This is a genomic window from Sphingomonas sp. ATCC 31555 (assembly GCF_000282895.1).
Classification (GTDB): Bacteria; Pseudomonadota; Alphaproteobacteria; order Sphingomonadales; family Sphingomonadaceae; genus Sphingomonas.
The window spans coordinates 41,535-65,301 of sequence record NZ_ALBQ01000039.1 but is presented as its reverse complement, the minus strand read 5'-3'; the positions used below and the strand labels follow the sequence as shown (position 1 = coordinate 65,301).

At 67.4% G+C, this 23,767-nt stretch carries 23 protein-coding genes and 1 tRNA gene; 19 read left to right on the top strand and 5 right to left on the bottom strand.

Features of this window, described 5'->3' with window-relative positions; all coding sequences use genetic code 11:
• Positions 1–100: 100 nt before the first annotated feature.
• On the top strand, positions 101–1,447 hold the full coding sequence (gene gorA, locus B215_RS0114990; RefSeq protein WP_019370462.1) for a glutathione-disulfide reductase: 1,347 nt from the start codon (positions 101–103) through the stop codon (positions 1,445–1,447).
• A 713-nt stretch (positions 1,448–2,160) separates the two neighbouring features.
• Here the strand turns inward: gorA and B215_RS0114985 are convergent.
• A complete protein-coding gene (locus B215_RS0114985; protein ID WP_019370461.1) occupies positions 2,161–3,408 on the bottom strand; it encodes a dicarboxylate/amino acid:cation symporter in 1,248 nt (415 codons plus the stop codon).
• 71 nt (positions 3,409–3,479) lie between these two features.
• Between B215_RS0114985 and glmM the strand changes: the two genes are divergently transcribed.
• The 7 genes from glmM to folP all read left to right on the top strand — a co-directional run bounded on the left by glmM (position 3,480) and on the right by folP (position 10,146).
• Positions 3,480–4,820 (top strand): phosphoglucosamine mutase, encoded by a 1,341-nt coding sequence (glmM, locus tag B215_RS0114980; RefSeq protein WP_019370460.1) that lies wholly within the window; start codon positions 3,480–3,482, stop codon positions 4,818–4,820.
• Positions 4,820–5,044 (top strand): DUF1272 domain-containing protein, encoded by a 225-nt coding sequence (locus B215_RS0114975; protein ID WP_019370459.1) that lies wholly within the window; start codon positions 4,820–4,822, stop codon positions 5,042–5,044. Before glmM ends, B215_RS0114975 begins: the two co-directional genes overlap by 1 nt.
• A 4-nt stretch (positions 5,045–5,048) precedes the next feature.
• Positions 5,049–6,209, top strand: coding sequence for a bifunctional hydroxymethylpyrimidine kinase/phosphomethylpyrimidine kinase (thiD, locus tag B215_RS0114970; RefSeq protein WP_019370458.1), 1,161 nt, complete (start codon positions 5,049–5,051; stop codon positions 6,207–6,209).
• A complete protein-coding gene (locus B215_RS0114965; RefSeq protein ID WP_019370457.1) occupies positions 6,202–6,828 on the top strand; it encodes a ribonuclease HII in 627 nt (208 codons plus the stop codon). Before thiD ends, B215_RS0114965 begins: the two co-directional genes overlap by 8 nt.
• A gap of 78 nt (positions 6,829–6,906) precedes the next feature.
• Positions 6,907–7,476, top strand: a complete 570-nt coding sequence (locus B215_RS0114960) for a hypothetical protein (RefSeq protein ID WP_019370456.1) — start codon at positions 6,907–6,909, stop codon at positions 7,474–7,476.
• Positions 7,477–7,727: 251 nt separating this feature from the next.
• A complete protein-coding gene (locus B215_RS0114950; protein WP_019370454.1) occupies positions 7,728–8,858 on the top strand; it encodes a site-specific DNA-methyltransferase in 1,131 nt (376 codons plus the stop codon).
• A 190-nt stretch (positions 8,859–9,048) separates the two neighbouring features.
• Entirely contained in the window at positions 9,049–10,146 is a 1,098-nt protein-coding gene (gene folP, locus B215_RS0114945; protein WP_019370453.1) for a dihydropteroate synthase, read from the top strand.
• Here the strand turns inward: folP and B215_RS0114940 are convergent.
• A complete protein-coding gene (locus tag B215_RS0114940) occupies positions 10,131–11,561 on the bottom strand; it encodes a sigma-54-dependent transcriptional regulator (RefSeq protein WP_019370452.1) in 1,431 nt (476 codons plus the stop codon). The two genes, folP and B215_RS0114940, sit on opposite strands and share 16 nt — an antisense overlap.
• A 161-nt stretch (positions 11,562–11,722) precedes the next feature.
• On the opposite strand from B215_RS0114940, the gene B215_RS20955 reads away from it, so the two are divergent.
• From B215_RS20955 to B215_RS0114905, 7 genes are all read left to right on the top strand, one after another.
• Positions 11,723–11,860, top strand: a complete 138-nt coding sequence (locus B215_RS20955) for an aa3-type cytochrome c oxidase subunit IV (RefSeq protein ID WP_019370451.1) — start codon at positions 11,723–11,725, stop codon at positions 11,858–11,860.
• A 1-nt stretch (position 11,861) separates the two neighbouring features.
• Positions 11,862–12,983, top strand: coding sequence for a Re/Si-specific NAD(P)(+) transhydrogenase subunit alpha (locus B215_RS0114930; RefSeq protein WP_026009292.1), 1,122 nt, complete (start codon positions 11,862–11,864; stop codon positions 12,981–12,983).
• A gap of 98 nt (positions 12,984–13,081) precedes the next feature.
• A complete protein-coding gene (locus tag B215_RS21590) occupies positions 13,082–13,348 on the top strand; it encodes a DUF559 domain-containing protein (protein WP_019370449.1) in 267 nt (88 codons plus the stop codon).
• A gap of 2 nt (positions 13,349–13,350) precedes the next feature.
• Positions 13,351–13,644: a proton-translocating transhydrogenase family protein gene (locus tag B215_RS0114920; RefSeq protein ID WP_019370448.1), complete on the top strand. Its 294-nt coding sequence runs from the start codon at positions 13,351–13,353 to the stop codon at positions 13,642–13,644.
• Positions 13,645–13,669: 25 nt separating this feature from the next.
• Positions 13,670–15,148, top strand: coding sequence for an NAD(P)(+) transhydrogenase (Re/Si-specific) subunit beta (locus B215_RS0114915; RefSeq protein WP_026009291.1), 1,479 nt, complete (start codon positions 13,670–13,672; stop codon positions 15,146–15,148).
• 143 nt (positions 15,149–15,291) lie between these two features.
• Positions 15,292–16,233, top strand: a complete 942-nt coding sequence (locus B215_RS0114910) for a hypothetical protein (protein WP_019370446.1) — start codon at positions 15,292–15,294, stop codon at positions 16,231–16,233.
• Positions 16,234–16,297: 64 nt separating this feature from the next.
• Positions 16,298–16,373 (top strand) — tRNA-Val (locus tag B215_RS0114905).
• A gap of 78 nt (positions 16,374–16,451) precedes the next feature.
• Here B215_RS0114905 and B215_RS0114900 read toward each other — a convergent pair.
• Entirely contained in the window at positions 16,452–16,820 is a 369-nt protein-coding gene (locus B215_RS0114900; protein WP_019370445.1) for a hypothetical protein, read from the bottom strand.
• A 68-nt stretch (positions 16,821–16,888) separates the two neighbouring features.
• Entirely contained in the window at positions 16,889–17,452 is a 564-nt protein-coding gene (locus B215_RS0114895) for a helix-turn-helix domain-containing protein (RefSeq protein ID WP_019370444.1), read from the bottom strand.
• 91 nt (positions 17,453–17,543) lie between these two features.
• Here B215_RS0114895 and B215_RS20225 point away from each other — a divergent pair, with 91 nt between their 5' ends.
• A complete protein-coding gene (locus B215_RS20225) occupies positions 17,544–18,050 on the top strand; it encodes a DUF6456 domain-containing protein (protein ID WP_050990192.1) in 507 nt (168 codons plus the stop codon).
• On the opposite strand, the gene B215_RS0114885 is transcribed toward B215_RS20225, so the two are convergent.
• Entirely contained in the window at positions 17,990–20,482 is a 2,493-nt protein-coding gene (locus B215_RS0114885; RefSeq protein WP_037513905.1) for a DUF2339 domain-containing protein, read from the bottom strand. The genes B215_RS20225 and B215_RS0114885 overlap by 61 nt on opposite strands.
• A 94-nt stretch (positions 20,483–20,576) precedes the next feature.
• Here B215_RS0114885 and B215_RS0114880 point away from each other — a divergent pair, with 94 nt between their 5' ends.
• The 3 genes from B215_RS0114880 to B215_RS20220 all read left to right on the top strand — a co-directional run bounded on the left by B215_RS0114880 (position 20,577) and on the right by B215_RS20220 (position 23,153).
• On the top strand, positions 20,577–21,248 hold the full coding sequence (locus tag B215_RS0114880) for a glutathione S-transferase N-terminal domain-containing protein (protein WP_019370441.1): 672 nt from the start codon (positions 20,577–20,579) through the stop codon (positions 21,246–21,248).
• 33 nt (positions 21,249–21,281) lie between these two features.
• Positions 21,282–22,226, top strand: coding sequence for a diaminopimelate epimerase (gene dapF, locus B215_RS0114875; RefSeq protein WP_019370440.1), 945 nt, complete (start codon positions 21,282–21,284; stop codon positions 22,224–22,226).
• Positions 22,227–22,376: 150 nt separating this feature from the next.
• Positions 22,377–23,153 carry a helix-turn-helix domain-containing protein gene (locus B215_RS20220; protein WP_019370439.1) on the top strand — a complete coding sequence of 259 codons (777 nt, stop codon included), beginning with the start codon at positions 22,377–22,379 and terminating at the stop codon, positions 23,151–23,153.
• Positions 23,154–23,767: the final 614 nt, after the last annotated feature.

The following is a 23,767-nucleotide window of genomic DNA, read 5'->3' as shown; positions in this document are numbered from 1 at the left end:
CGGCCGGGGACGGCGGCCCTTGTTTTCGGCTGCCGCGCCCTATCTTTCGTTCGACCCCTTTTTCCCGGCCTTTCCCGCCGGCGCACCTCCGGAGTGACCCATGCCCGACTTTGACTTCGACCTGTTCGTGATCGGCGCAGGTTCGGGCGGTGTACGCGCGTCGCGGATGTCGGCGGCCTATGGTGCCAAGGTGGCGGTGGCGGAGGAGTATCGCGTCGGCGGTACCTGCGTGATCCGCGGTTGCGTGCCGAAGAAGCTGCTGATCTTCGGCGCCCATTTCGCCGAGGACCTGAAAGATGCGCGCCGCTTCGGCTGGGACGTGCCCGATTGCCGTTTCGACTGGCCGACGCTGCGCGACAATGTGCTGGCGGACGTGGACCGGCTGAACGGCCTTTACACCCAGGGGCTGGAGAATAACGGCGTCGAGATCCTGCACGAGCGCGCTACCGTTACCGGACCGCAGGAGGTGACGCTGGCGAGCGGCCGCACGGTGCGCGCCAAGACGATCCTGATCGCCACCGGCGCGCACCCCCATGTGCCGAGTTTCCCCGGCAGCGAATATGGCATCACCTCTAACGAGGTCTTCCATCTAGAGACGCTGCCGAAGCGCGTGCTGATCGCCGGCGGTGGCTATATCGCCAACGAATTCGCAGGCATCTTCAACGAGTTCGGATCGAAGGTGACGCTGGTCAACCGCAGCGACGTGATCCTGCGCGGCTATGACATGCAGGTACGCGACCGGCTGCTCCAGATTTCGATGACCAAGGGCATCGATTTCCGCTTCTTCGCCGAATTCGAAAAGATCGAGAAGCAGGCGGACGGTTCGTTGCGCGTCTCGATGAGCGGCCATGATCCGATGGACGTCGATTGCGTGCTGTTCGCCACCGGCCGCGTGCCCAACAGCAAGGGGCTGGGGCTGGAGGCGCTGGGCGTCGAACTGGACGACAAGGGCGCGGTGAAGGTGGATGCGGACAATCGCAGCACCGTCGACAGCATCTATGCGGTGGGCGACGTGACCAATCGCGTCCAGCTGACGCCGGTGGCGATCCGCGAGGGCCAGGCCTTCGCCGACACGCTGTTCGGCGGCAAGCCGCACCGGGTCGACTATCACTGCATCCCGAGCGCGGTGTTCAGCCACCCGCCGATCGCCGCGGTGGGGATGACGGAAGGCGAAGCGCGCAACAAGCTGGGCTCGGTGAAGGTCTATACCTCGGACTTCCGGGCGATGAAGAACGTCCTTGCCGGTCGGCACGAGCGCGCGCTGTACAAGATGATCTGCGACGGCGTGACCGGCAAGGTGGTGGGCCTGCACATGATCGGTCCGGATGCGCCGGAGATTTTGCAGGCCGCCGCCGTGGCGGTGAAGGCGGGACTGACCAAGGACGCGTTCGACGCCACCGTGGCGCTGCACCCGAGCATGGCCGAGGAACTGGTGCTGCTCAAATAGGCTAGGCCCGCGCGGTTGCCCGGCGGCAGCCGCGCGGAGACAGATGGCGCGGCAGCTAACGCCCCAGTTGCGGTCATTCGAACCTTGTTGCATCATCTTCAGCATTAACTGCTAGGCAGGTGAACCGTTTGGCACCCGGACGAAAATGGTTGAAGGATTAGGCGTGACGAGGAGGGTGCGGTATTCAACTTTGACGGTGTTGCTGGTCGGGTTACTTGGCGGGTGCAGCGCAAATCCTATCGAGTCCTGTCAGTTCGGAAAGCGCATACGCGAACTACCAGTATCAGGTGTCATATTTGGAGCCGTCGGCACGAAAGTTAAAATAGATTCGTGCGGTGGAAGATATTTCAATTTATACTCACTCGGAGACATAAACCCTCCTGCTATTTTCACTAGATTAAAGGAATATTCTGAGAAACGCAGCCGGCCTGTTGGGTTTAAAGCAGTAGTAGACGGCTACATATTGACGGACGGCCCTAATAACGACTTTCTGCTAGTCATAGATATGAAAAGCGTAACCGAAGGCGGCAGAGCGATCGAGGAGTATCATCCGTAAAATTGCAATTGCCGTTCTAGCTGAACGGCAGCCTCCCACCACATTTCGCCATTCGGCGCGCTGCAGCAGACCCGCTCCTTCATTGGGCTGACTCGGCAGCGCCGCATTCCTGCTCTCGCAGGAGCGCGGGGCCGGGTTCCTGGCGAACTCTCGGCCGCTATTCGGCCGGTGCGGACACCGGTGCCTCGGCCTTGCGCGACAGCCAGATCGTCGTCGCCAGATCCCAGGTGACGTTGCCGACGGTGCGCATGATGTCCGGCAGGGTTTCCACCGCGACCAGCAGGCCCAGCGGCGTGATCGGCGCGCCGATCGTCGCGGCGACAGGGGAGATGGCGCTGACATAGCTGACCGTGCCGGGCAGGCTGACCGAGCCGAGCGACGTGAGCATCGCGACCACCGCGCCGACGAGCAGCGTGGGGACGGACAGCGGCACGCCGAACCAGGTGGCGACATAGATCGCCACGGCGAAGTTCATCGCCGGGCCGGTCGCGCGGAAGATCGCCACCGCCAGCGGCATGGTGACGCCGGAGACGGCCACCGGCACACCCACTTCCTCGGCGCTTTCGACCATCACCGGCAGCGTCGCAAGCGACGATTGGGTGCTGATCGCCACCGCCTGGCTGGGCAGCGCGGCGCGGATATAGCGCCCGAGGCCGATGCGCCCGCCGAGCACCGCCGCCGGATAGGCGAGCAGCGTGATGACCAGGCCGACGCTGGCGACGATCAGGATGTAGTGGAGCAGCGCGCCGAATGCGCCGGTGCCCGCCTTGGCGCCGACCACCAGCGCCAGCGCGAACACGCCGATGGGGCCGATCCAGAGCACCCAATCGATCACCACCAGCATCACGTCGCGCACTGCGATGAAGAAGTTGGTGAGCAGCGTGCGCGATTCCGTGCTTACCCGGGTGATCGCGAAGGCGAAGACCAGCGAGAAGATGATCAGCGAAAGAAACGCGTTTTCCGCCGCCGCCTTGACGATGTTGGCCGGGATGATCGCCGCCAGGAACTCGCCGAGCGGGGGCACCGGCCCGATCTTTTCCGCGCCGCTCAGCGCCGCGCGGAGGCTGGCAGCGGATTCCTGCGGCAGCGGCGCGATCTGGAGGAACAGCGGCGTCAGCACCGCGGCGACCAGCGCGGAGCAGAACAGCAGCACGACATAGAGCGCGATCGCCCGCCCGGCGAGGCGGCCGGCGGCGGCGGCCTCTGCCGTGGCGGTGACGCCGGTGATCAGCAGCGCGACCACCAGCGGCACGATCGTCATCTGCAGGCCGTTGAGCCAGGCCTGGCCCACCGGCTGTGCCCAGCCGGCGACGGCAAGGCCGGTCTGCGGCGAATAGGCCGACAATGTGGCGCCGATCGCGAGCCCGGCCAGCAGGGAAAGAAGAATACGGGTTGGTTGCGACATGCTCGCCCTTTGAGATTTTCGCCGCTATCACAGCACGCACACAACGCGACAAGGGCGCGAGAACGAGCAGCATGGCAAGAAAATATTTCGGCACCGACGGCATCCGCGGGGCGACCAACCTGTCCCCGATGACGGCGGCGATGGCGATGAAGGTGGGCATGGCCGCCGGCGCCCATTTCCGCCGCGGCGATCACCGCCACCGGGTGGTGATCGGCAAGGATACGCGACTGTCCGGCTATATGCTGGAAAATGCGATGGTCGCGGGTTTCACCAGCGTCGGCATGGACGTGGTGCTGGTCGGCCCGATGCCGACGCCGGCGGTGGCGATGCTGACCCATTCGATGCGCGCCGATCTGGGCGTGATGATCTCGGCGAGCCACAACCCGTATTTCGACAACGGCATCAAGCTGTTCGGGCCCGATGGCTACAAGCTCTCCGATGCCGACGAGGAGGCGATCGAAGGGCTGATCGAGGGCGATGTGGCGCTGGCGCCTTCCGCCGCCATCGGCCGGGCGCGGCGCGTGGAGGATGCGCGGGGCCGCTATATCCACTTCGCCAAATCGACCTTTCCGTCCGAACTGACGCTGGACGGGCTGAAAGTGGTGGTCGATTGCGCCAACGGCGCGGCGTATCAGGTGGCGCCCGCGGCGCTTTGGGAACTGGGCGCGGAAGTCGTCTCGATCGGTGTTTCCCCCAACGGCAAGAACATCAATGACGGCGTCGGCTCCACCGCGCCGCAGGTGCTGTGCGAAACGGTGGTGGGATCGGGGGCGGCGCTGGGTATCGCGCTCGACGGCGATGCCGACCGGCTGATCGTGGTCGACGAGACCGGCACGGTGATCGACGGCGACCAACTGATGGCGCTGATCGCCACCGGCTGGGCGCGGCAGGGTAAGCTTGCCGGTGGCGGGCTGGTGGCCACCGTCATGTCGAACCTGGGGCTCGAGCGGCACCTCGCCGCGCAGGGCCTGGGGCTGGTGCGCACCAAGGTGGGCGACCGCTATGTGCTCGAGAAGATGCGCGGCTCCGGCTATAATGTCGGCGGCGAGCAGAGCGGGCATATCATCCTCTCCGACTATGCCACCACCGGCGACGGGCTTGTCGCGGCGCTGCAGGTGCTGGCCGAGATCGTCCGCGCGGGTGCGCCGGCCAGCGAAGTGCTGCGCCGGTTCGAGCCATTGCCGCAGCTCCTCAAGAACGTCCGCTTCGCCGGCGGCAAGCCGCTGGAGGATGCGCGCGTGCAGGAGGTGATTGCAGGGGCAGAAGTCGAGCTGAAGGGGCGCGGCCGGCTGGTGATCCGCGCCTCCGGCACCGAACCGGTGATCCGGGTCATGGCCGAAGGCGATGATCGCGGGCAGGTGGAAGCGGTGGTCGACCGGATCTGCGACGCGGTGCGCGAGGCGGCAGCCTGATGCTGGACATGCGGCCCGATTGCGAACGCTGCGGCACCGACCTGCCGGCCGATGCCGGCGGCGCGTTCATCTGCTCGTTCGAATGCACCTTCTGCGCCGAATGCGCCGACGAACTCGACGAGCGCTGCCCCAATTGCGGCGGCGAACTGCTCGATCGTCCCGCGCGGGTCGGCGATGCGCTAAAGCGGCATCCGGCATCCACCGAGCGGAAGCACAAGGGGTAAGGGCATGGGCGCACGCGTGCTGATCATCGCAGGCTCGGATTCCGGCGGGGGCGCCGGGATCCAGGCCGACATCAAGACCGTGACCATGCTGGGTGGCCACGCGATGACCGCGATCACCGCGATCACCGCGCAGAATACGGTGGGCGTGCAGGCGGTGCATGCCGTGCCGACCGACATGGTGCTGGCGCAGATCGATTCGGTGGTGCGCGACATCGGCGTGGATGCGGTGAAGATCGGCATGATCGGTTCGGCCCGCACCGCGCTGGCAGTGGCCGAGCGGCTGGACGAACTGCCCGGCGTGCCGGTGGTGTTCGATCCCGTGATGGTGGCGACGAGCGGCGCCCGGCTGGCCGACGACGCGACCGTCGCCGCGTTCGAGCGGCTGATGGACCGGGCGACCGTGGTGACGCCCAACCTGCCCGAGCTGGAGGCGCTGGGCCGCGATCCGCAGGAGATCGTGGCGGCGCATCGCTGCGCGGTGCTGGTGAAGGGCGGGCATGGCGCGGGGCCGGAAGTGGTCGACACCCTCTATTCGTTCAATCCGGAGGACCCGCCGCGGATCGAGTGGCGCGATCCGAAGATCGACAGCGAGAACGACCATGGCACCGGCTGCACGCTGGCCTCCGCCATCGCCTGCGGCCTCGCCTGCGAATGGGACCTGCCCGAGGCGGTGAGCCGGGCGCGGCGCTTCGTGCGAATCGCGATGCGCGAGGCCGAGGGGCTGGGGCGGGGACACGGGCCGATGGCGCAGCAGGCGGTGCGGCTCGACCTCAACATGAGCTTCTTCGAGCCGATGCTGAACCAAGTGACGGTGCCGGCGCAGGATCTGGTGGCGAGCGAGCGCTTCTATCGGCTGCTCGGGCTGCGGCAGGTGGTGCGCGCCAGCCCCCGCTATGCGCGCTTCGAGACCGAGGGCGGCGCGACCTTCTCGATCGCGACCGACGAGGCGTACACCGCGCCGGTGGTCTATTTCGAATGCGGCGACCTCGACGTGACCGTCGCCTATCTCCAGCAGCAGGGCTTCCGCTTCGAACAGGAGCCCAAGGACGAGAAATGGGGCTGGCGCGAGGCGCGGTTGCGAGATCCTGCCGGCAACCAGATCCGGCTATATCAGGCTGGCGAAATGCGCCGCTTTCCGCCATGGCGGATCGAGGACGATGCCTGACCTTTCCTACGAAACCCGCTATTTCCAGCGCCACGCCGGCCCGGTAGCCGGAGTGGACGAGGCCGGGCGCGGTCCGCTGGCCGGACCGGTGGTGGCCGCCGCGGTGGTGCTGGACCCGGACTGCATTCCCGAGGGCATCAACGATTCCAAGGCGCTGACGGCCGCCAAGCGCGCGCGGCTGTGCGAGGAACTGCTCGCCTGCGCGAAGGTGGGGGTGGGGATCGCCAGCGTCGAGGAGATCGACCGGCTGAACATCCTGTGGGCGACGATGCTGGCGATGACGCGCGCGGTAGAGTCCCTCGGCTTCCCGCCCGCCTTCGTGCTGGTCGACGGCAATCGCTGCCCGAAATGGGATCATCGCAGCGAGGCGGTGGTGAGCGGCGATGCGCTGTGCCTGTCGATTGCGGCGGCCTCGATCGTCGCCAAGCATCGGCGCGACTGCATGATGGTGGAACTCGATGCGCAGTTCCCCGGCTATGGCTGGGCATCGAACAAGGGCTATGGCGGCAAGGCCCACCAGGAGGCGCTGCGCGCGCTGGGCCCGACACCGCACCATCGCCGCAGCTTTGCGCCGGTCGCGCAGGCACATCTCGATTTCGGGCCGATCGCGGCGGAATAACCCGGCAAATTTTGCCTAGTGCGCCCTGCGCTTTCGCCGCCGTCCTACAATGGAAGGATAGCAGCGGGAGGAGCGGGCATGGCATATATGGGCAGCATCATGGGAGGGGCGGCCGGCGGGTTCCAGCCCGTGACGCGCTATGATCCCGTCCTGGCCGAACTGCTGCGCGAGGCGATCGTCGGGCCGGCGAGCTTCCACGAAATGGCGGCGATGGTTCGCTATGCCGAATCGCGCGGGCTGGGGGCGATCCGCTTCCGCTTCGACGACGGTGCGGCGCTGACCGACCCGATGCATCCGCTGCACATCGCCTTTCTGGAAACGCTGCGCGATCCGGCGCTGGCGAGCGCATTCGCCGATCTGGGCGAGATCGAACCCTGGCGGGAGCGGGCATTGTCGCTGCGCCTGCCCTCCGACATGCTGGGGCCGCGGCCCAGTCGCAAGGCGCTGCGCAGGGCGATGCAGGCGGCGGGCACCTCGTGTGAAGTGCGCGTGGCGCTGTGCGTCGCGGCGCGCCTCCGATTCGGCGACGAGGCCGAATGGCTGGGGCGCGAGGCGCAGGCGCTCTACGAACTGGGACTGTTCACGCAGGCCCGTGCGCGGCTCGCGGCAAGCGTCGCGGGCGGCGGTGAGGCCATCGCGATCGGTTGAATCGTTGGCGGAACGTTCCAGCTTATCCACAGGGCGGGAAAATTTTCACGAAACCGGAACTGAGTCTTTTCGGCCACACCCACCAGCGCTTGGGCCTGTGGATAACTTCTTGACTCAAGATATGGCGGGTGCCGAAATGTTCCGCCGCGCCAACTACCTGCTTCGGGTCACCACCCGGCGATCCCCCCTCTTGACGGAGGAGTCGCTCGGCCCCGAATAGGGGTGCCTTTTGAGCGAAGGGGCAATGATTCATGGGCGTGCTGGAGAAGGTCAAACGGGCGGGTGCGCGCGTCGCGAAGCAGGCGCCGGCCGTGCTGCCGCTGGACACGATCCTGCGCCAGGACTGCATCGAGGCGATGCGCGGGCTGCCCGACAAGTCGATCGACATGATCTTCGCCGATCCGCCGTACAATCTGCAGCTGGGCGGCGATCTCAACCGTCCCGACGGCAGCCATGTCGACGCGGTGACGGACGAGTGGGACAAGTTCGACAGCCTCGCTGCCTATGACAAGTTCACCCGCGAATGGCTGGCGCAGGCGCGGCGCATCCTGAAGGACGATGGCACGATCTGGGTGATCGGCAGCTACCACAACATCTTCAAGGTGGGCTCGGCGATCCAGGATCTGGGCTTCTGGATCCTCAACGACATCATCTGGCGCAAGGCCAACCCGATGCCCAACTTCAAGGGCACGCGGTTCACCAACGCGCACGAAACGCTGATCTGGGCGTCGAAGGGCGAGAAGTCGCGCTACACCTTCAACTATCGCTCGATGAAGACGCTCAACGACGAGCTGCAGATGCGCAGCGACTGGGAATTCCCGATCTGCAGCGGGCAAGAGCGGCTGAAGAAGAACGGTCACAAGGTCCACCCGACGCAAAAGCCGGAGGCGCTGCTGTACCGCGTGCTGCTGTCCTGCACCAAGCCGGGCGACGTGGTGCTCGATCCGTTCTTCGGCACCGGCACCACCGGCGCGGTGGCCAAGCGCCTCGGCCGGCGCTGGATCGGCATCGATCGCGAGGGCGTGTACGTGGAAGCGGCGCTGGAGCGCATCGCCGCCGCGCTGCCGCTCGACGAGAGCGCGCTGCAGACGATGCAGGCTCCCAAGGCCGCCCCGCGCGTGGCGTTCGGCCAGCTGGTCGAAAATGGCTATTTCGTACCCGGCACCGTGCTGAGCGACGTGAAGGGCCGCTGGCGCGCGGTGGTGGGCGCGGACGGCTCGCTGAGCTGCGACGGGCAGGCGGGGTCGATCCACAAGCTGGGTGCGACGCTGCAGGGCGCGCCGAGCTGCAACGGCTGGACCTTCTGGCATTACGAGGATCAGGGCGGCCTCAAGCCGATCGACGCGCTTCGCCAGACCTATCTGCTCGCGACGCAGCCGTAAGCGCCTGCCGTCAAATGCCCCTCCCTCTTGCGGGAGGGGCTAGGGGAGGGTGCGACGTGGAGGTTCTTTCTTCACCGGCGTAGCCTGCGTCCCGCCCGCCCCTACCCCGACCCCTCCCGCAAGCGGGACGGGAGCGAAGGCTTAGAGGGTTGCGCTTTTATTGCGAGCGTTGCGCCGGTAGCACGACCGAATGCTCAACCTTCCGTCCGCCGCGCGCCTCTACCTCCGCCCGATCCAGTTCGTCGACACGCCCGTCGGGCGCGATGGCGAGGTCGCGCGGCTGGCGGGCGGGCTTTGCTGGTTCTCCGGCTATGAACTGATCGCAGTGGAGAACGGTAAGCGGGTTCTTCAGCGCGCCGTCTCCATCTCCGATGCCGAGGCCGATCCCCGCCTCGCCTCCATCGCCGCGCGCATCACCGCGCCCCGCCCGCCGCTGACCCTCGGCACCCGCACCCTGCGCTTCGATCAGCCGCAAGTGATGGCGATCCTCAACATGACGCCCGACAGCTTCTCCGACGGCGGCAAGCATCTGGGCGACCCGGCCGCTGCCGCGCAGTCGGGTGTCGACATGAGCATTGCCGGCGCGGCGATCCTCGACGTGGGCGGCGAATCCACCCGGCCGGGCGCGGAAACGGTGTGGGAAGGCGACGAGATTGCGCGCGTCGTGCCGGTGATCGAGCGGCTGGCAGCGAGCGGCGCGGCGATCTCGATCGACACCCGCAAGGCGGCGGTCATGGAGGCGGCGCTCGCTGCGGGCGCGCATGTCGTCAACGACGTGTCCGCGCTGCTCTACGACGATCGTGCACTGGAGGTGGTCGCGCGCGCGGGCTGCCCCGTCGTGCTGATGCACGCCGCCGACCCCAAGCACGGCGCCAAGGGGACGGGCGGCTATGCCGACGTGCTGATCGAGGTCTATGACTGGCTGGAGGCGCGCGTCGAGGCCGTGGTTGCCGCCGGCGTCGACCGGGCGAAGATCGTCATCGATCCCGGCATCGGCTTCGGCAAGTCGCTGGCGGACAATCTCGCGCTGATGAACGGCTTGGCGCTGTTCCACGGGATCGGCTGCCCGATCCTGCTGGGCGCGAGCCGCAAGCGGGTGGTCGGCGCGCTCGCCAACGACGCGCCCGCCGAACAGCGGCTGGGCGGATCGCTCGCGCTGGCGTTGAAGGGGGCCGCGCTGGGCGTGCAGCTGCTGCGTGTCCACGACGTGTTCGAGAGCGTCCAGGCGCTGCGGGTGTGGCGCGGCATGCAGGATGCCGCGCTCACCGCGCCTCACGCTGCGGTCTGATCGATCCCCAGCTCGCCGAGCTTTCGGTACAGCGTTGAGCGACCGATGCCGAGGCGGCGGGCGACCTCGGTCATCCGGCCGCGATAATGGCCGATCGCCAGCCGGATCACATCCGCCTCGATCTCGTCGAGCGGGCGCAGATTGCCGTCGGGCCGGAACAGCGTGATGCCGGCCGCGGCCGCGGCGGCCGCTCCCATCGGGCCGGGCGTGGCCGAACGACCGCGGGTGAGCTGGGCGATTTGCGGGAAATCCTCCTGCGTCAGCCCGTCTTCGTCGCAGAGCACGGCCGCGCGGAACAATGCATTTTGCAGCTGGCGGACATTGCCCGGCCAATCATAGCTGCTGAGCAACTGCAGCGCGTCTTCGCTGATCCCGAGCGCGCGCAGCCCCGGCTGTTCGGCGATGCGACCGAGCAGATGCCGAACGAGCGCCGGGATGTCGCCGGCGCGCTCGCGCAGCGGCGGGATGGTGACCTGCACGACGTTCAGCCGATAATAGAGATCTTCGCGGAAGCGGCCTGCTTCGACTTCGGCGAGCAGCGGCACGTTGCTGGCGGCGACGATACGCACATCCACTTCGCGCGGATGCCGGGCGCCGAGCGGCTGGATCTCGCCGGTCTGCAGCACGCGCAGCAGCTTTACCTGCGCCTCCAGCGGCATTTCGTTGACTTCGTCCAGGAAGATGGTGCTGCCATCGGCATCGACGAAGCGGCCGATCTTGCGCTCGAACGCACCGGTAAAGGCGCCTTCCTCGTGCCCGAACAGCTCCGATTCGACGAGATTGGCGGTGATCGCACCACAATTGACGCAGACCAGTTCCTTGCGGCTGCGCGGCGAGGCGCTGTGGATCGCTTCGGCGACCACGTGCTTGCCGACGCCGCTTTCGCCTTCGATCAGCACCGGGACGCGGGCGCGAGCCGCCTTCGCTGCGATCGCCAGCGCGGCGCGGAACTGCGGCGCCGAGCCGACGATGCCGCCGAAGCCGAGATTGGCGGTGAGCTTTTCGGTCAGCGGCCGGAGCTCGCCGGCGCTGCTGCCGCCGAGCGCCGCTTCCAGCGCCGCGAGCAGGCGTTCGGAGGCGATCGGCTTGACCAGGAAATCGCTGGCCCCCGCGCGCATGGCCGCAACCGCCGCGGCGACCGAGCCATTGGCTGCCAGGACGAGGATCGGCAAGGACGGGCGGCGTGCCCGCAGATCGCCGATCAGCGCCGAAGCATCCGCATCGGAACCCGAATGATCGAGGATGATCGCATCTACCGCCATGCCCTCGGCGGTCGCCAGCGTCGACAGCGCCGAGCCGGCGTCGTCGGCGAACAGCGTCCGCCAGCTGCGGCGCGATGCGATCGCCGCCACCAGACGCCGCTGCGCCGGTTCCGAATCGATCAGCAACAGAAGGCGCTGTCCGTTGCGCGTCATGCCGACTCCAGTCCCAATTGTCCCGTTTCGAGCCGCATCTCTAGTACAGATGCGTAAAGTTCGGCTTAAGCCTGCACGAACCAGTTCTTGGGCCGGCGGGGTTGAGGGCGCGCGACGCAGCGGTATAAGGCATGGGGCACCTTTGGAGAGGAAGCTGATCCATGGCGGAAACGGGCGAAAACGCTGGCGAGGTCCAAACGCATCTCGATACCTTCCACGGTTTCACTGCATTGATGAAATGGGGAACGGTCATCGTCGTGCTGATTGCCGCCTTTGTCGTCTTCCTGATCGCACATTGACGTGAAGATCGCTGTATTGAAAGAGGCCGCGTTTGCTGAGCGGCGGGTTGCGGCTACCCCGGAAACGGTGAAGAAGTTCATCGGCTTACAAGCGAACGTGGCAATCGAAAGCGGCGCGGGAATAGCCGCATCCTATAGTGACCAGGCCTATCGCGACGCCGGCGCGACGCTGGGATCGCGGGCGGAGGTGCTCGCAAACGCCGATATCGTGCTGGCCGTGCAGGGCCCCGATCCGGACAGCCTGGCGGGCCTGAAGCAGGGCGCGTGGCTGGTTGCCGGGCTGAACCCGTTCGGCGAGCGGGCGCGACTCGATCGCTACGCCGCGCTGGGGCTCGAAGCGCTTTCGATGGAATTCATGCCGCGCATCACGCGGGCGCAATCGATGGATATCCTGTCGTCGCAATCGAACCTTGCCGGCTACAAGGCGGTGCTGGACGCGGCGGCCGAATTTGACCGCGCCTTCCCGATGATGATGACGGCTGCGGGCACGGTGAGCGCCGCCAAGCTGTTCGTGATGGGTGTGGGCGTGGCGGGGCTGCAGGCGATCGCCACCGCACGGCGGCTGGGCGCGCAGGTTTCCGCGACCGACGTGCGCGCCGCGACCAAAGAGCAGATCCTGTCGCTTGGCGCGAAGCCGATCTTCGTGGAGAATGTGAAGGGCATCGAAGGCGAAGGCACCGGCGGCTATGCCACCGAGATGAGCGACGAATACAAGGCGGCGCAGGCCGAACTCGTCTCCGCGCACATCGCCAAGCAGGATATCGTGATCACGACCGCGCTGATCCCGGGGCGCCCCGCGCCGCGACTGATCAGCGACGCGCAGGTGGCCAGCATGAAGCCGGGCAGCGTGATCGTCGACCTGGCGGTGGAGCAAGGCGGCAATGTGGAAGGCGCAGTGCCGGGCGAAATCGTCGAACGACACGGTGTGAAGATCATCGGCCATCGCAACGTTCCCAGCCGGCTGGCGACCGATGCCTCCGCGCTGTTCGCGCGCAACCTGTTCAACTTTCTGTCTGCGTTCTGGGACAAGGATGCGGGCAAGCCGGTGCTGGACGACGAGATCGGCAGTGCCGTCCGCGTGACGCAGGGCGGCAAGGTGGTGCACGAGAGGTTGTTGTCGTGACACCGGTTGCGCTCCCTGATCCTCCCCGGCACGGGGAGGGGGACCGCGCGAAGCGCGGTGGAGGGGGAGTGCAGCGGGCAATCCGGCCGGAAGTCGCGTTGGCGCGCCGGCTGGTAATCGAAGTCGATGGTCAGGTGCATGCGGTGCCCGTGGTGGTTGCGCACGACCGCCGCAAGGATCGGTTTCTTGCGGATAATGGATATCATGTTGTGCGTATCGATGCGGCGGAGATTTTGCAGGACACGGACGCAGTAGCGTCCCCGATCGCGTCCTTTGCCGGGCTCCCCCTCCATCAGCCTGCGGCTGGTCCCCTTCCCCGTGCCGGGAAGGATCTTTCGGCGCCGATGCGCGCGGATCAGGAGTAACTATGGACTTCATCTCGATCCTGTCGATCTTCGTGCTGGCGTGTTTCGTCGGCTATTATGTGGTGTGGTCGGTGACGCCGGCACTACACACGCCGCTGATGGCGGTGACCAACGCCATTTCTTCGGTCATTATCGTCGGTGCGCTGATCGCCAGCGCGGCAAGCGGGATCGGCGCGGGCGGAGCGACCTCCAAATGGCTGGGCCTGCTCGCGGTGGTGCTGGCCAGCATCAACATCTTCGGCGGGTTCGCGGTGACGGCGCGGATGCTCGCCATGTACAAGAAAAAGGCGCGTTGATGCGCCGCCTGGGGGAATGCTGAGCATGGAACATCTGGCAAGCAATCCATGGGCGTCGCTGGCCTATCTGGTGGCGGGAGTATGCTTCATCCTGGCGCTGCGTGGCCTTTCCAGCCCGTCGTCGAGCCAGCGCGGCAACCGGCTGGGCATGATCGGGATGACGATTGCGGTCGTCACCACGCTGGTAACGCACATCCCGTGGATCGCTCCGCCATGTCCGACGGGTGCGATCTGCGAGAATTTCGGCACGCCGGTGCTGGACATGCTGACAATGATCGAACTGCTGTTGGCGATCGGGATCGGCGCCGCGATCGGCATCGTCACGGCGCGGCGGATCGCGATGACGGCGATGCCGCAGCTGGTCGCCGCGTTCCACTCGCTGGTGGGCCTGGCCGCCGTGCTGGTCGCCGCGGCGGCGTTCCTCAATCCCGGCGCGTTCGGGATTCTGGGCGCAGACGGCGAGATCCTCAGCGTAAGTCGCGTCGAGATGGGGCTGGGCGTGGCGATCGGCGCGATCACCTTTTCTGGATCGGTGATCGCGTTCCTGAAGCTGAACGGCAACATGGGCGGCAAGCCGATCCTGCTGCCGGGCCGCCACGTGATCAACCTGGCGCTGCTCGCCGGCATCCTGGGTCTGGTCGGCTATTTCACGCAGGACCAGGCGCCCTGGATCTTCTGGACCATCACCGTGCTGAGCTTCGTGATCGGCTTCCTGCTGATCGTGCCGATCGGCGGTGCGGACATGCCTGTCGTGGTGTCGATGCTGAACAGCTATTCGGGCTGGGCGGCGGCGGCGATGGGCTTCACGCTGCACAACACCGCGATGATCGTCACCGGCGCGCTGGTCGGCAGTTCGGGCGCGATCCTGAGCTACATCATGTGCCGCGCGATGAACCGCAGCTTCATCAGCGTCATCGCCGGGGGCTTTGGCGGCGATGCCGGCGGCGGCGCGGGCGGCGCGGCCGCAATCGACCGGCCGTGGAAGCGCGGCTCGGCCGATGATGCCGCTTTCCTGATGAGCCAGGCCGAGCAGGTGATCATCGTTCCGGGCTATGGCATGGCGGTGGCGCAGGCCCAGCATGCACTGCGCGAAATGGGCGACAAGCTGAAGGCGCATGGCGTGCGGGTGAAATATGCGATTCACCCGGTTGCCGGGCGCATGCCGGGGCACATGAACGTGCTGCTGGCCGAAGCCAATGTGCCTTATGACGACGTGTTCGAGCTGGAAGACATCAACTCGGAATTCGCCCAGACCGACGTCGCCTTCGTTATCGGCGCCAATGACGTGACCAATCCCGCCGCCAAGACCGACAAGTCCTCGCCGATCTACGGCATGCCAGTTCTGGACGTTGAGAAGGCGAAGACCGTGCTGTTCATCAAGCGCAGCATGGGCGGTGTGGGCTATGCCGGTGTCGACAATGAGTTGTTCTATCGCGATAACACGATGATGCTGCTGGCGGATGCCAAGAAGATGGTTGAGGAGATCGTGAAGGCGCTCGAATAGCGCACACGGCGCGTCGGCTGCTCCGAAACGGAGGGAACGCGCCCGCGGCGGGGATGGTCGATCCGAAATGGAGGAACTCCTTCTCCGCCATTTCGGACCTTTGCGGCAAGGATGGGGAACAGACGCCGAACTTGGAGGGGGTTATGCACGACATTGCTTACGCCGATGGCGACATGCCCGTCCGATATGATCTTCCGTCCGAAGTGGCGCTGATCGTCGCCGCGCAGGGGCCCGAGAGCGTTGCGGCGTGCCGGGCCGCCCGCCAGGCCGGATACCGCACCCGCACGCCGATCGACGCGGCCGCCGCGCTGGTGGAGCCGCATCTGACCGACGGTGTGCAGATCGTCCTGCTAGAGGCAGCCGGCCTGCCGCTTTCGCTGGCCGAACCGCTGCTCGCGCGGCTGGGCGGGCTGGCGGAGGAGCGGCGCCTTCCGCTGATCGCCACGGTGGCGGACGACCAGATCGATCTCGCGGCCGCGCTGTTGCCGCCCGAGGCGGCGCTGCAATGCGCGCCCAGCGATGCCGATCGGCTGGGCAGCGCCCTGTTCGCGCGCCAGCAGGGAGCGGCGCGCCTGCACGACAGCGCGCGCGACACCGATGCGCTGCGAATGCGGCGGTTCCAGGAGGAAGTGGCGCGAATCGCGGATTCGCTGGCGCGGCTGACGCGTGCGGAAATGAGCGATGAGCCCGCGATGGTGCGCAACGACAGCCTCGCCTTTCGCAGCGACGATGCGCTCCTGCCGAGCCCGCAGGAGATCCGCCGGGTGATCCGGGCACGCCGGATGCGGGCCGACTTCTTCGAAGGCGAGCTGTTCGCCGATCCTGCCTGGGACATGCTGCTGGACCTGTTTGCCGCCGAACTGGAGCACCGCCAGGTATCGGTTTCCAGCCTGTGCATCGCTGCTGCCGTGCCGCCCACCACCGCGTTGCGCTGGATCGGCACGATGAACGAAGCGGGGCTGTTCGAGCGTCGGGCCGATACCAACGATCGCCGCCGCGCCTATATCGGGCTCACCCAGCGCGCCCGCGACGGCATGCTCCGCTATGCAGGCGCAGTGAAGCGGGCGGGACTGAATTTGGCATGAGGGTCTTGCCCTTCGCGCCGAGCTTTGGCATCGGCGTTCAACGCAATCGCTCGTGGCGGTCTGCGGGCGGTTAGCTCAGTTGGTAGAGCATCTCGTTTACACCGAGAGGGTCGGCGGTTCGAGCCCGTCACCGCCCACCATTTCTCACATTGATATCGTGAGGCCGCGAACTCCTGCGTCGCGTGGGGCGGGCACCCGCGGGCGCCCGCCGCGGCGGATCAGTTCGCCTTGAACGTCGGCTTGTCGCCCGTGAAGGCCAACGTGACATAGCTGTTGTCGCACAGGTTGATGTTCGACCAGACCGCGCTGGTCTTGTCTTCGAACGTGCCCCGCACATCGAACTTGCAGGCGGACGCCGCCTTGTCGAAATGCACCGTCGTCTTGCCGCCGGCCTTGACCTTGCCGTTCTTGTTCAGTTCGGCGTCGAACTTGTTTTCGACCCAGGCGGTGCTGCCTGTCGGCGCGACTTCGATCTTGTCGATGGCCTTGCCGGTGCTGTTGATCAGCATGAAATCCCATTCGTCGGCCAACGCGGGGGTGGCCGCCGCGAGGATCGCTGCGGACGTGATGAGTGCCAGTTTCTTCATGGTCTATGTCCCTCCAGTACGAAGTATTTTGCGCCCAACTGCGCCGCCGGGCAAGGGCGTAACAATGCCTATAGCGCGCGTACCAGCCGTACGGCGACGGCGATCCAGGCGGGATCCGCCACCACCTGTTGGCGCCCGCCCGCGCCCGGCGGCAGCAGCTGCAGCCGATCGCCGTCGCGTCCGATCAGCCGACCGAACAGGAACCGCCCGGCAGGGCGCGGCACCAGCACGTCGCGATTGAGAGCACGGCCGAAGTCTGGCGGCGCAAGCCGTTCGCACCAGATCGCGTCGCCGGCGCGATATTCGCCGATACTCGCCTCCACCGCGATCGCGACCGTTCCCGCTTCAGGGCGCGGTGGCACCAGCGTGCTAGGGCGGCGGGGTGCGTGCGCGCCATCGGCTTCGAGCAGCGCGGCGACCGGGATGTCGGGCCGCTCGGGCAGCTGAACGAGATCGGCGGCATCGACGTCCAGCGCCGCAGCGATGCGGTTGAGCCATGCCACCGATACGGTGCGCGTACCGGTTTCGAGCCGGCCGATCGTCTGCGCCGTCGTCGGCGGCACGCAGCGCTGCGCGACATCGTCGAGCGTCAGTCCCTTGGCGCGGCGCACTTCGCGAATGGCAGTGATCATCGCCCACTCCTAACCAAATCGGTTTTCTCCTTTCCTACAGATGCGCCGCGATGGCAAGAGGGTGCGACTCGGAACGAAAGGAGATCACGCGATGCAGGATCGAGTGGAGCAGGTGCTGAACGTGGACGTGCAGAGCCGTGCGCGACGGCGGGTCACGGTGAACCTGGCCGAGTCACCGCTGCGCTGGCTGCGCGCACGCGGCCATGTCGATGCGCGCCAGTTCGAAGCGGGCGAGCGGCTGCGCGCCGATTATGAGCGGGCGGCGCTGGGTCCGCGGGTGACGATGTGCTGGGATCCGGCACCGCGCTCTGACGGAAGGCGAAGCGCACCGGCACCGATGGACCCGACCCTGGCGCAGATTGCCGCCAAGCGCCGCTTCGACGTGGCGATCGCGGCGGCAGGGCGGGGGCTGGCGGACGTGCTATGGCGCGTGGTGTGCGCCGGCGAAGGTCTGCGCGAGGCGGAACAGGCGCTTGGCTGGCCCAGCCGGGCGGGCAAGCTGGTGCTGTGCCTCGCGCTCGACCGGGTGGCGGACCATTATGGTCTGCCGGGATCGGACGACGGCGTGGCGGCGGGGCGGGCAAGGAACCGGCTATAGGCCCAGCCGATCGCGATCAGCGCCACGCCGAGCCCCAGGAAGGAAAGGATGCGCAGCAGCCCGTCCAGCGCGGCGGCATCGACCAGGAACACCTTGAAGGTGGCGCAGGTGAGCAGCACGAGGCCGGCAATGCGCAAATCATGGCGCGCGGCGGTGATGCCGCGGACCAGCCAGGCCAGTGCGACGCCGAGCAACGCCGCCGAATAGCCGCCATTCTCAAAGGTGCTGATCGGCCCGGTGAGAATGGGCCCATGTGTCCATTGGCGGATCGCGACGAGCGCGGCGGCGAGGGTGAGCAAGGCGGCGGCAATCCGCCAGCGCGAGTGGGGCAGCGTCCAGCACCAGAAGGCAGCAAGGGCGAGATGCACCAGCGGCAGCGGGCCGCTCCACTGCGCCACGAACGCCGGATTGACCATCAGCGCGTCGAACAGCACGATGCGGGCGAGGCCGAGCAGCAGCAGCGCGCGGCTGAGCGTTGGCAGGCGGCCGGCGCGTGCAAGCGCCCATCCGGCGGCAAGACAGACCTGCGTGATCAGCGCCCGTTCGACAAAGCCCCAGGCGAGGAAGCGTTCGGGCGTGGCGATGGCGAGCGGCTGCTTGGCGAGCGCATAGAGCAGCATCAGGCCCAGCCCTGCGGCCAGCGGCGCGGCCAATCTCCGGGCGGCACCGAACTGGCGCGGGTCACCAAGCAGCACGATCGCGGCGGCTATCGGCAGGGCAAGGGTGCGCAGCAGATCGGCGAACGGCGGCAGCAGCGGATAGGCAATCCGGGTGCCGGTTGTCGTTTCGAACACCAGCCCGGCCAGCCCGAACAGTTGCGGCGCGGCGGCGACGAGTGCGGCGACCAGCGGCAGCACCGGCAGCACGAAGAGCGACGGCACCGTGTTCTGCCGCGCCCAGATGCCGAGCAGCAGCAGTGCCGCCGCGAGCGGCACGGCAACCCAGTTGTTCGGCACGAATTGCGCGAGGGCGACGGTGGCGAGCAGCGCGGTAGCGAGCGTGGTGGCGATCAGCGCGCGGCTGTCCGCTTCGGTACGCAGCGGCACAGCGAGGCGGGCGCAGGCCGCGGCTGCGGCGGCTTCGAGCAGTCCCCAGCCCCAGCCCGGCAACAAGGCAGCGGCGAAGAGATGCGCCACAAGCAGCGGTCCGCCGGTGCCGAGCAGCGCCACCAGCAGCCACTCCCGGCTGCGCCGCGCCAGCCATTGGCCGGTGCCACCGAACAACAGCGTGGCGACGATGGCTGCCAGCGGGGTGGGGCTAGTCGCGGGGGCAAGCAGCGCGAGCCCCTCGAGCGCGAGCAACAGCACCAGGCTGGCCAGCGCACCGGCCAGATAGGTCGCGTCGCGCCAGGCAAGGGCGAGCGCCGCCGCGGCGAGCACCAGATAGAAGCTCCAGGCAAGCGCGCTGAATTCCAGCCCCGGCGCGATCACCACCAGTTGAAGCAATCCGGCGAGCAGCGGCGCCAGGCGGAGCCAGCGGCTGCGGATCCCCGCTACGGGCAGCGCAGCGCTGGCGCCGCCGGCGAGCAGCATGGTGAAGCCGCCGACCGCCGAGAGATTGCCGCTGCCATCGAGTACCGCGATCAGAAACTGTGCCCAGGCCAGACCGGCGAAGCTCGCGGCAAAGGCCAGCCAGCCCCAGCCGCGATGGACCGCCAGCCCGAACAGCGCCGCCACGAACAGGCCGAGATACACCAGCAGCGGACCGACGCCGGCGGCATCGAACCCGGCGACCAGCGGCGCGAGGAAGCCGCCCACCAGTGCCATCACTGCGGTAGGCGGGCCATGGCGGAGCGACAGCGCCATCGCCCCCAGCGTGACCAACAGGACGAGGACGAAGGCGGAAAGCGGCGCAATCAGATGATAGAGCGCGGCAGCCATGTAGAGCGTGCCATAGAGGCTGGCGATGCCCGCACCGGCAAGGGCCTGGCCCAGCCGGGGATCGTCGCGCGTCGCCGGCAACCGCCGCACTGCCTCGCTGGCTGCGACCAGCGCGATGCCGAACAGCGCGGCGATCGTGGTGCGCGCGGCGGGGCCAAGCAGACCCTGTTCGATCGAATAGCGGACCAGGAAAAAGCCCGCGAGCACCAGCGCGACGCCGCCAATCCAGATCGGCAGCCGACCACCCACCAGCGATTCGAAGCTGAGTCGCGGAAGCGCAAAGCGCGACTCGGGCTCTGGCAGCGGTTCCGGCTGCGGTTCGCTGCGCAACGCGGGTTCGGGAATCGCGGGCGGGACCGGCCCGGACCTTGTGGTGGCGGTGACGGTGGCCGGCGGGCGGGGGATCGGCGCCGACTGGGTGCGATCGTGCAAGCGGGCGAGTTCCTCCTCCATCGCCTGCACGGTGCGCTCCAGCTGGCCGATCCGGGCCTGGAGCAGGAGAAAGCCGAACGCGCCGGCACAGGCGACAAGCAGGAGAAGCGAACCGATCATCGGCACCAGCTTGGCACGCCGCCGCGACAATGTCGCGCTTCGGGGGCGCGACGCGGCGCAATTTGGGCTATGCTGCGGGGTATTAAGGGGAGGAATGCCGATGATTGTCTATGGTTCAACCCTGTCGCCTTACGTGCGCAAGTGCATGGTGTTCGGTGCGGAAAAGGGACTGGAATTGCAGCTGAAGTTCGCCGGGCCGGGCAGCCCTGACCCCGATTTCCGCGCCGCGAGCCCGTTCGGAAAGATGCCTGGTTTTCGCGACGGCGACTTTACCATCGCCGATTCCACCGCGATCGTGACCTATCTCGAGGCCAAGTTCCCCGAGCCCAACCTGATCCCGCTGGAGCCGCAGGCGCGCGCCCGCACGATCTGGTTCGACGAGATGGCCGATACTTTGATGATGGCGGCCGGCGGGGCGATTTTTGGCAACCGGTTCGTCAAGCCGCGGGTGATGCATATCCCCTGCGATCACGACGCCGCCGACCAGGCCGAGAAGGAGCAGCTGCCGCCGCTGCTCGACTATCTGGAGCGGACGATTCCGGACAGCGGCTTCCTGGTGGAGGACCGCTTCACCCTGGCCGACATCTCGGTGGCGAGCCCGCTGGCGACGCTGGGGTGCATCGGCGTGTGCGTCGATGCCTCCCGCTATCCGCGGACCGCGGCCTATGTCGAGGCGATCCATGCGCGGCCGAGCTTCGCGACGATCATCGCGCGCGATCGGGCGCAGGTGGCAGCGATGGGCGGCGGCGAAGTGCGCGCGGCATAGCCAAAGCGCTGCCCACGGCCTAGAGGGTCGGCCATGCGCATCGCCTTCATCAAATGCCATGGTTCGGGAAACGACTTCCCGCTGATCGACGCCCGCGCGCTGGCGCTGTCCGACGCCGACTGGGCGACGCTCGCCCGCCTGCTCGCCGACCGCGCCGGGCCGGTGGGCGGCGACGGGCTGCTGGCGCTGGTGCCGGGCGACGACGGCCACCGCTTCGGCATGCGCATGTGGAATTCGGACGGGTCCGAGGCCGAGACCTGCCTCAACGGCCTGCGGTGCACCGCGCGGCTGGGCTTCGAGGTGCTGGGGATCGACACCGCGCAGGTGAAGCTGAAGACCAGCACTGCGACGGCCGCCCGCGACGCCGATATCGCCGCCGGCGTGACGACGATCCGCACGCTGGTGGGGCCGAATTCGACGCGCGCCGCCGATGTGGGGCTGATCGGCGCGGCCGAGCAGGTGATCGATGCGCCGATCCACGGCCTGCCCAATCCGCGCCGCTTCACGGCGGTGGCGATGCCGAACCCGCATCTGGTGACCTTTGTCGACCAGGTGGACGAGGCGGAACTGGTGGCGCTGGGCCGCTGGTGCGAAAGTCGGCCGGCGCTGATCCCGGCGCGCGCGAACGTCTCGTTCGTCGAGCAGCGGGGGCCGACCAGCCTGTTCGTGCGCACCTTCGAGCGCGGCGTGGGCCTGACCGACAGCTGCGGCAGCGCGATGGCCGCATCGGTGCTGAGCGCGGCGCTGACCGGGCGCGTGCCGTTCGCCACCCCGGTCGCGGTGTTCAACCGCGGCGGCATGGTACGCGGCCAGGCGGAGCAGGATCGTTGCGTGATGCTGAGCGGCAACGCCACGTTCGAGGCCGAATTGGCGATCGACGTCGACCTTGCCGGCGGCACGCTGGGCGCGGTGGAGACGCTGCGGGTGCGCGACGCGGAACGCAGCGCCTGGGCCGCGCTTGTCGCCGGCACCCGCTAGGGCGTAAACCCAGGGCGACCCGCCTGACCGGCGGAACGCGGGGGCGCGGACCTGACCGCGTTCGGGACACAGATAAGCATCGCTGTTGTTACGCCGGCCCGTCGTGCGACACTTGCCGACCGGATTTGACCGTTCGCGGAGCGCGCAACCTTGCGTCTTGTCGCGGGCGCGATCGGCGGCGATACCTGTGCCATGTCGTCGTCCCCGGACCCGTTGCCGCGCTTGAGTCCGGCCGAACGCCAGGTGCTCGCGCTGTTGGCCAAGGGCCACACCACGAAATCCATCGCAGCGGCGATGAATCTCTCCATCCATGCCGTCAACGAGCGACTGCGCGAGGCGCGCCGCAAGACGGGCGCCGCCAGCAGCCGCGAGCTTGCCCGCCGCCTTGCCGCCCAAGAAAATTGGGACAAGGAAATGGAGGTTCCGGGGCATGGTTTGGCCGACGCAGAACCGCAGGCGCCCGGCGCGGTCATGGTGGCTCGCCGGGGGCCGAGGAGCTTCATTATCATGTTCGTCATCACCGCCGTTGCTGCCCTAGCCTTTGTCGCTACGCAGATCGCTTCTCCGCCGCGACCGCCGGCAGCGTCCGCGCAGGCTGCATCCCCGCTCGCACCCTATCAGGCCCGCTTCGCCGCAGAGGCGCGCGACACCGAGTGGGCGGCACCGTCCGAGCTGCGGGTCTGGGCGCTTTTCGCGCTGGTCGACGGCGTTCAATCGAACGCAGTCCAATGTGCCGCGACGTTGTGCCGCGTCGAGGGCAGTGTGCCGCCCGGCGCGGTGAAGCGCGCCAAGGCCGGGGTTCGAAGCGACGCCTTGCGCGAGCGGCTCGCGGGGGCCGGATTCAAGATCGTGGCAACGGATCTGCGCGCCGTTCCGGGGCCCCAAGGCGAGGCCCGCGTCACCGTCTTCCTGCGCCGGCAAGACTGAAGGAGCGTCGTCCCGGTGCCGGCCCTCGGCACCGGAACACGGCGCGCGTTGCCGAGGACTGCAGTCAACGCTTACCGCGAGTGGGCGGTGACGAGCGGCGGGTGAACGTTCTGCGGCAGCAGGCGACCGATTGTGTTGAAAAACTCTTCGCGGGCCGATCATGGTGGTCAGCACTGAAATATCGATGCTAAAATAGCTCGCCAGTTGTAGTTTGATAATTGGTCAGGTGGTCCGTGCGAATTCATGTTGCACTCCATCGCTGTCGGTCAGCCGCTCACGGAGTTTTTCAACACAATCGACCGGCTCAAGACATTCAGCGTCGCTGATGCGAACGCCGGCTTTGTCTGAAACCCGCCATTCGGGTAGCGCAAATTGGCCGGTCGGCTTTGCGCCCCATACTCGGTCGTTTCATTGATTGAAGCGACCGCGTGAAAGCCGACATTCGTTCATCTATCAGCGAGGGCAGCCGCGAATGGCCAACGTTGGCCGTCGGCTCCCATTAGACGGCCGCCGCTGTCAGCGCCAACTGAAGCTGGTCATAGTCATCGCGATCGTCCTCGATCCGGCCCGCGCATCTAAAGCGACAAACGAGGTTGCGCCTGAGCGCGGCGATC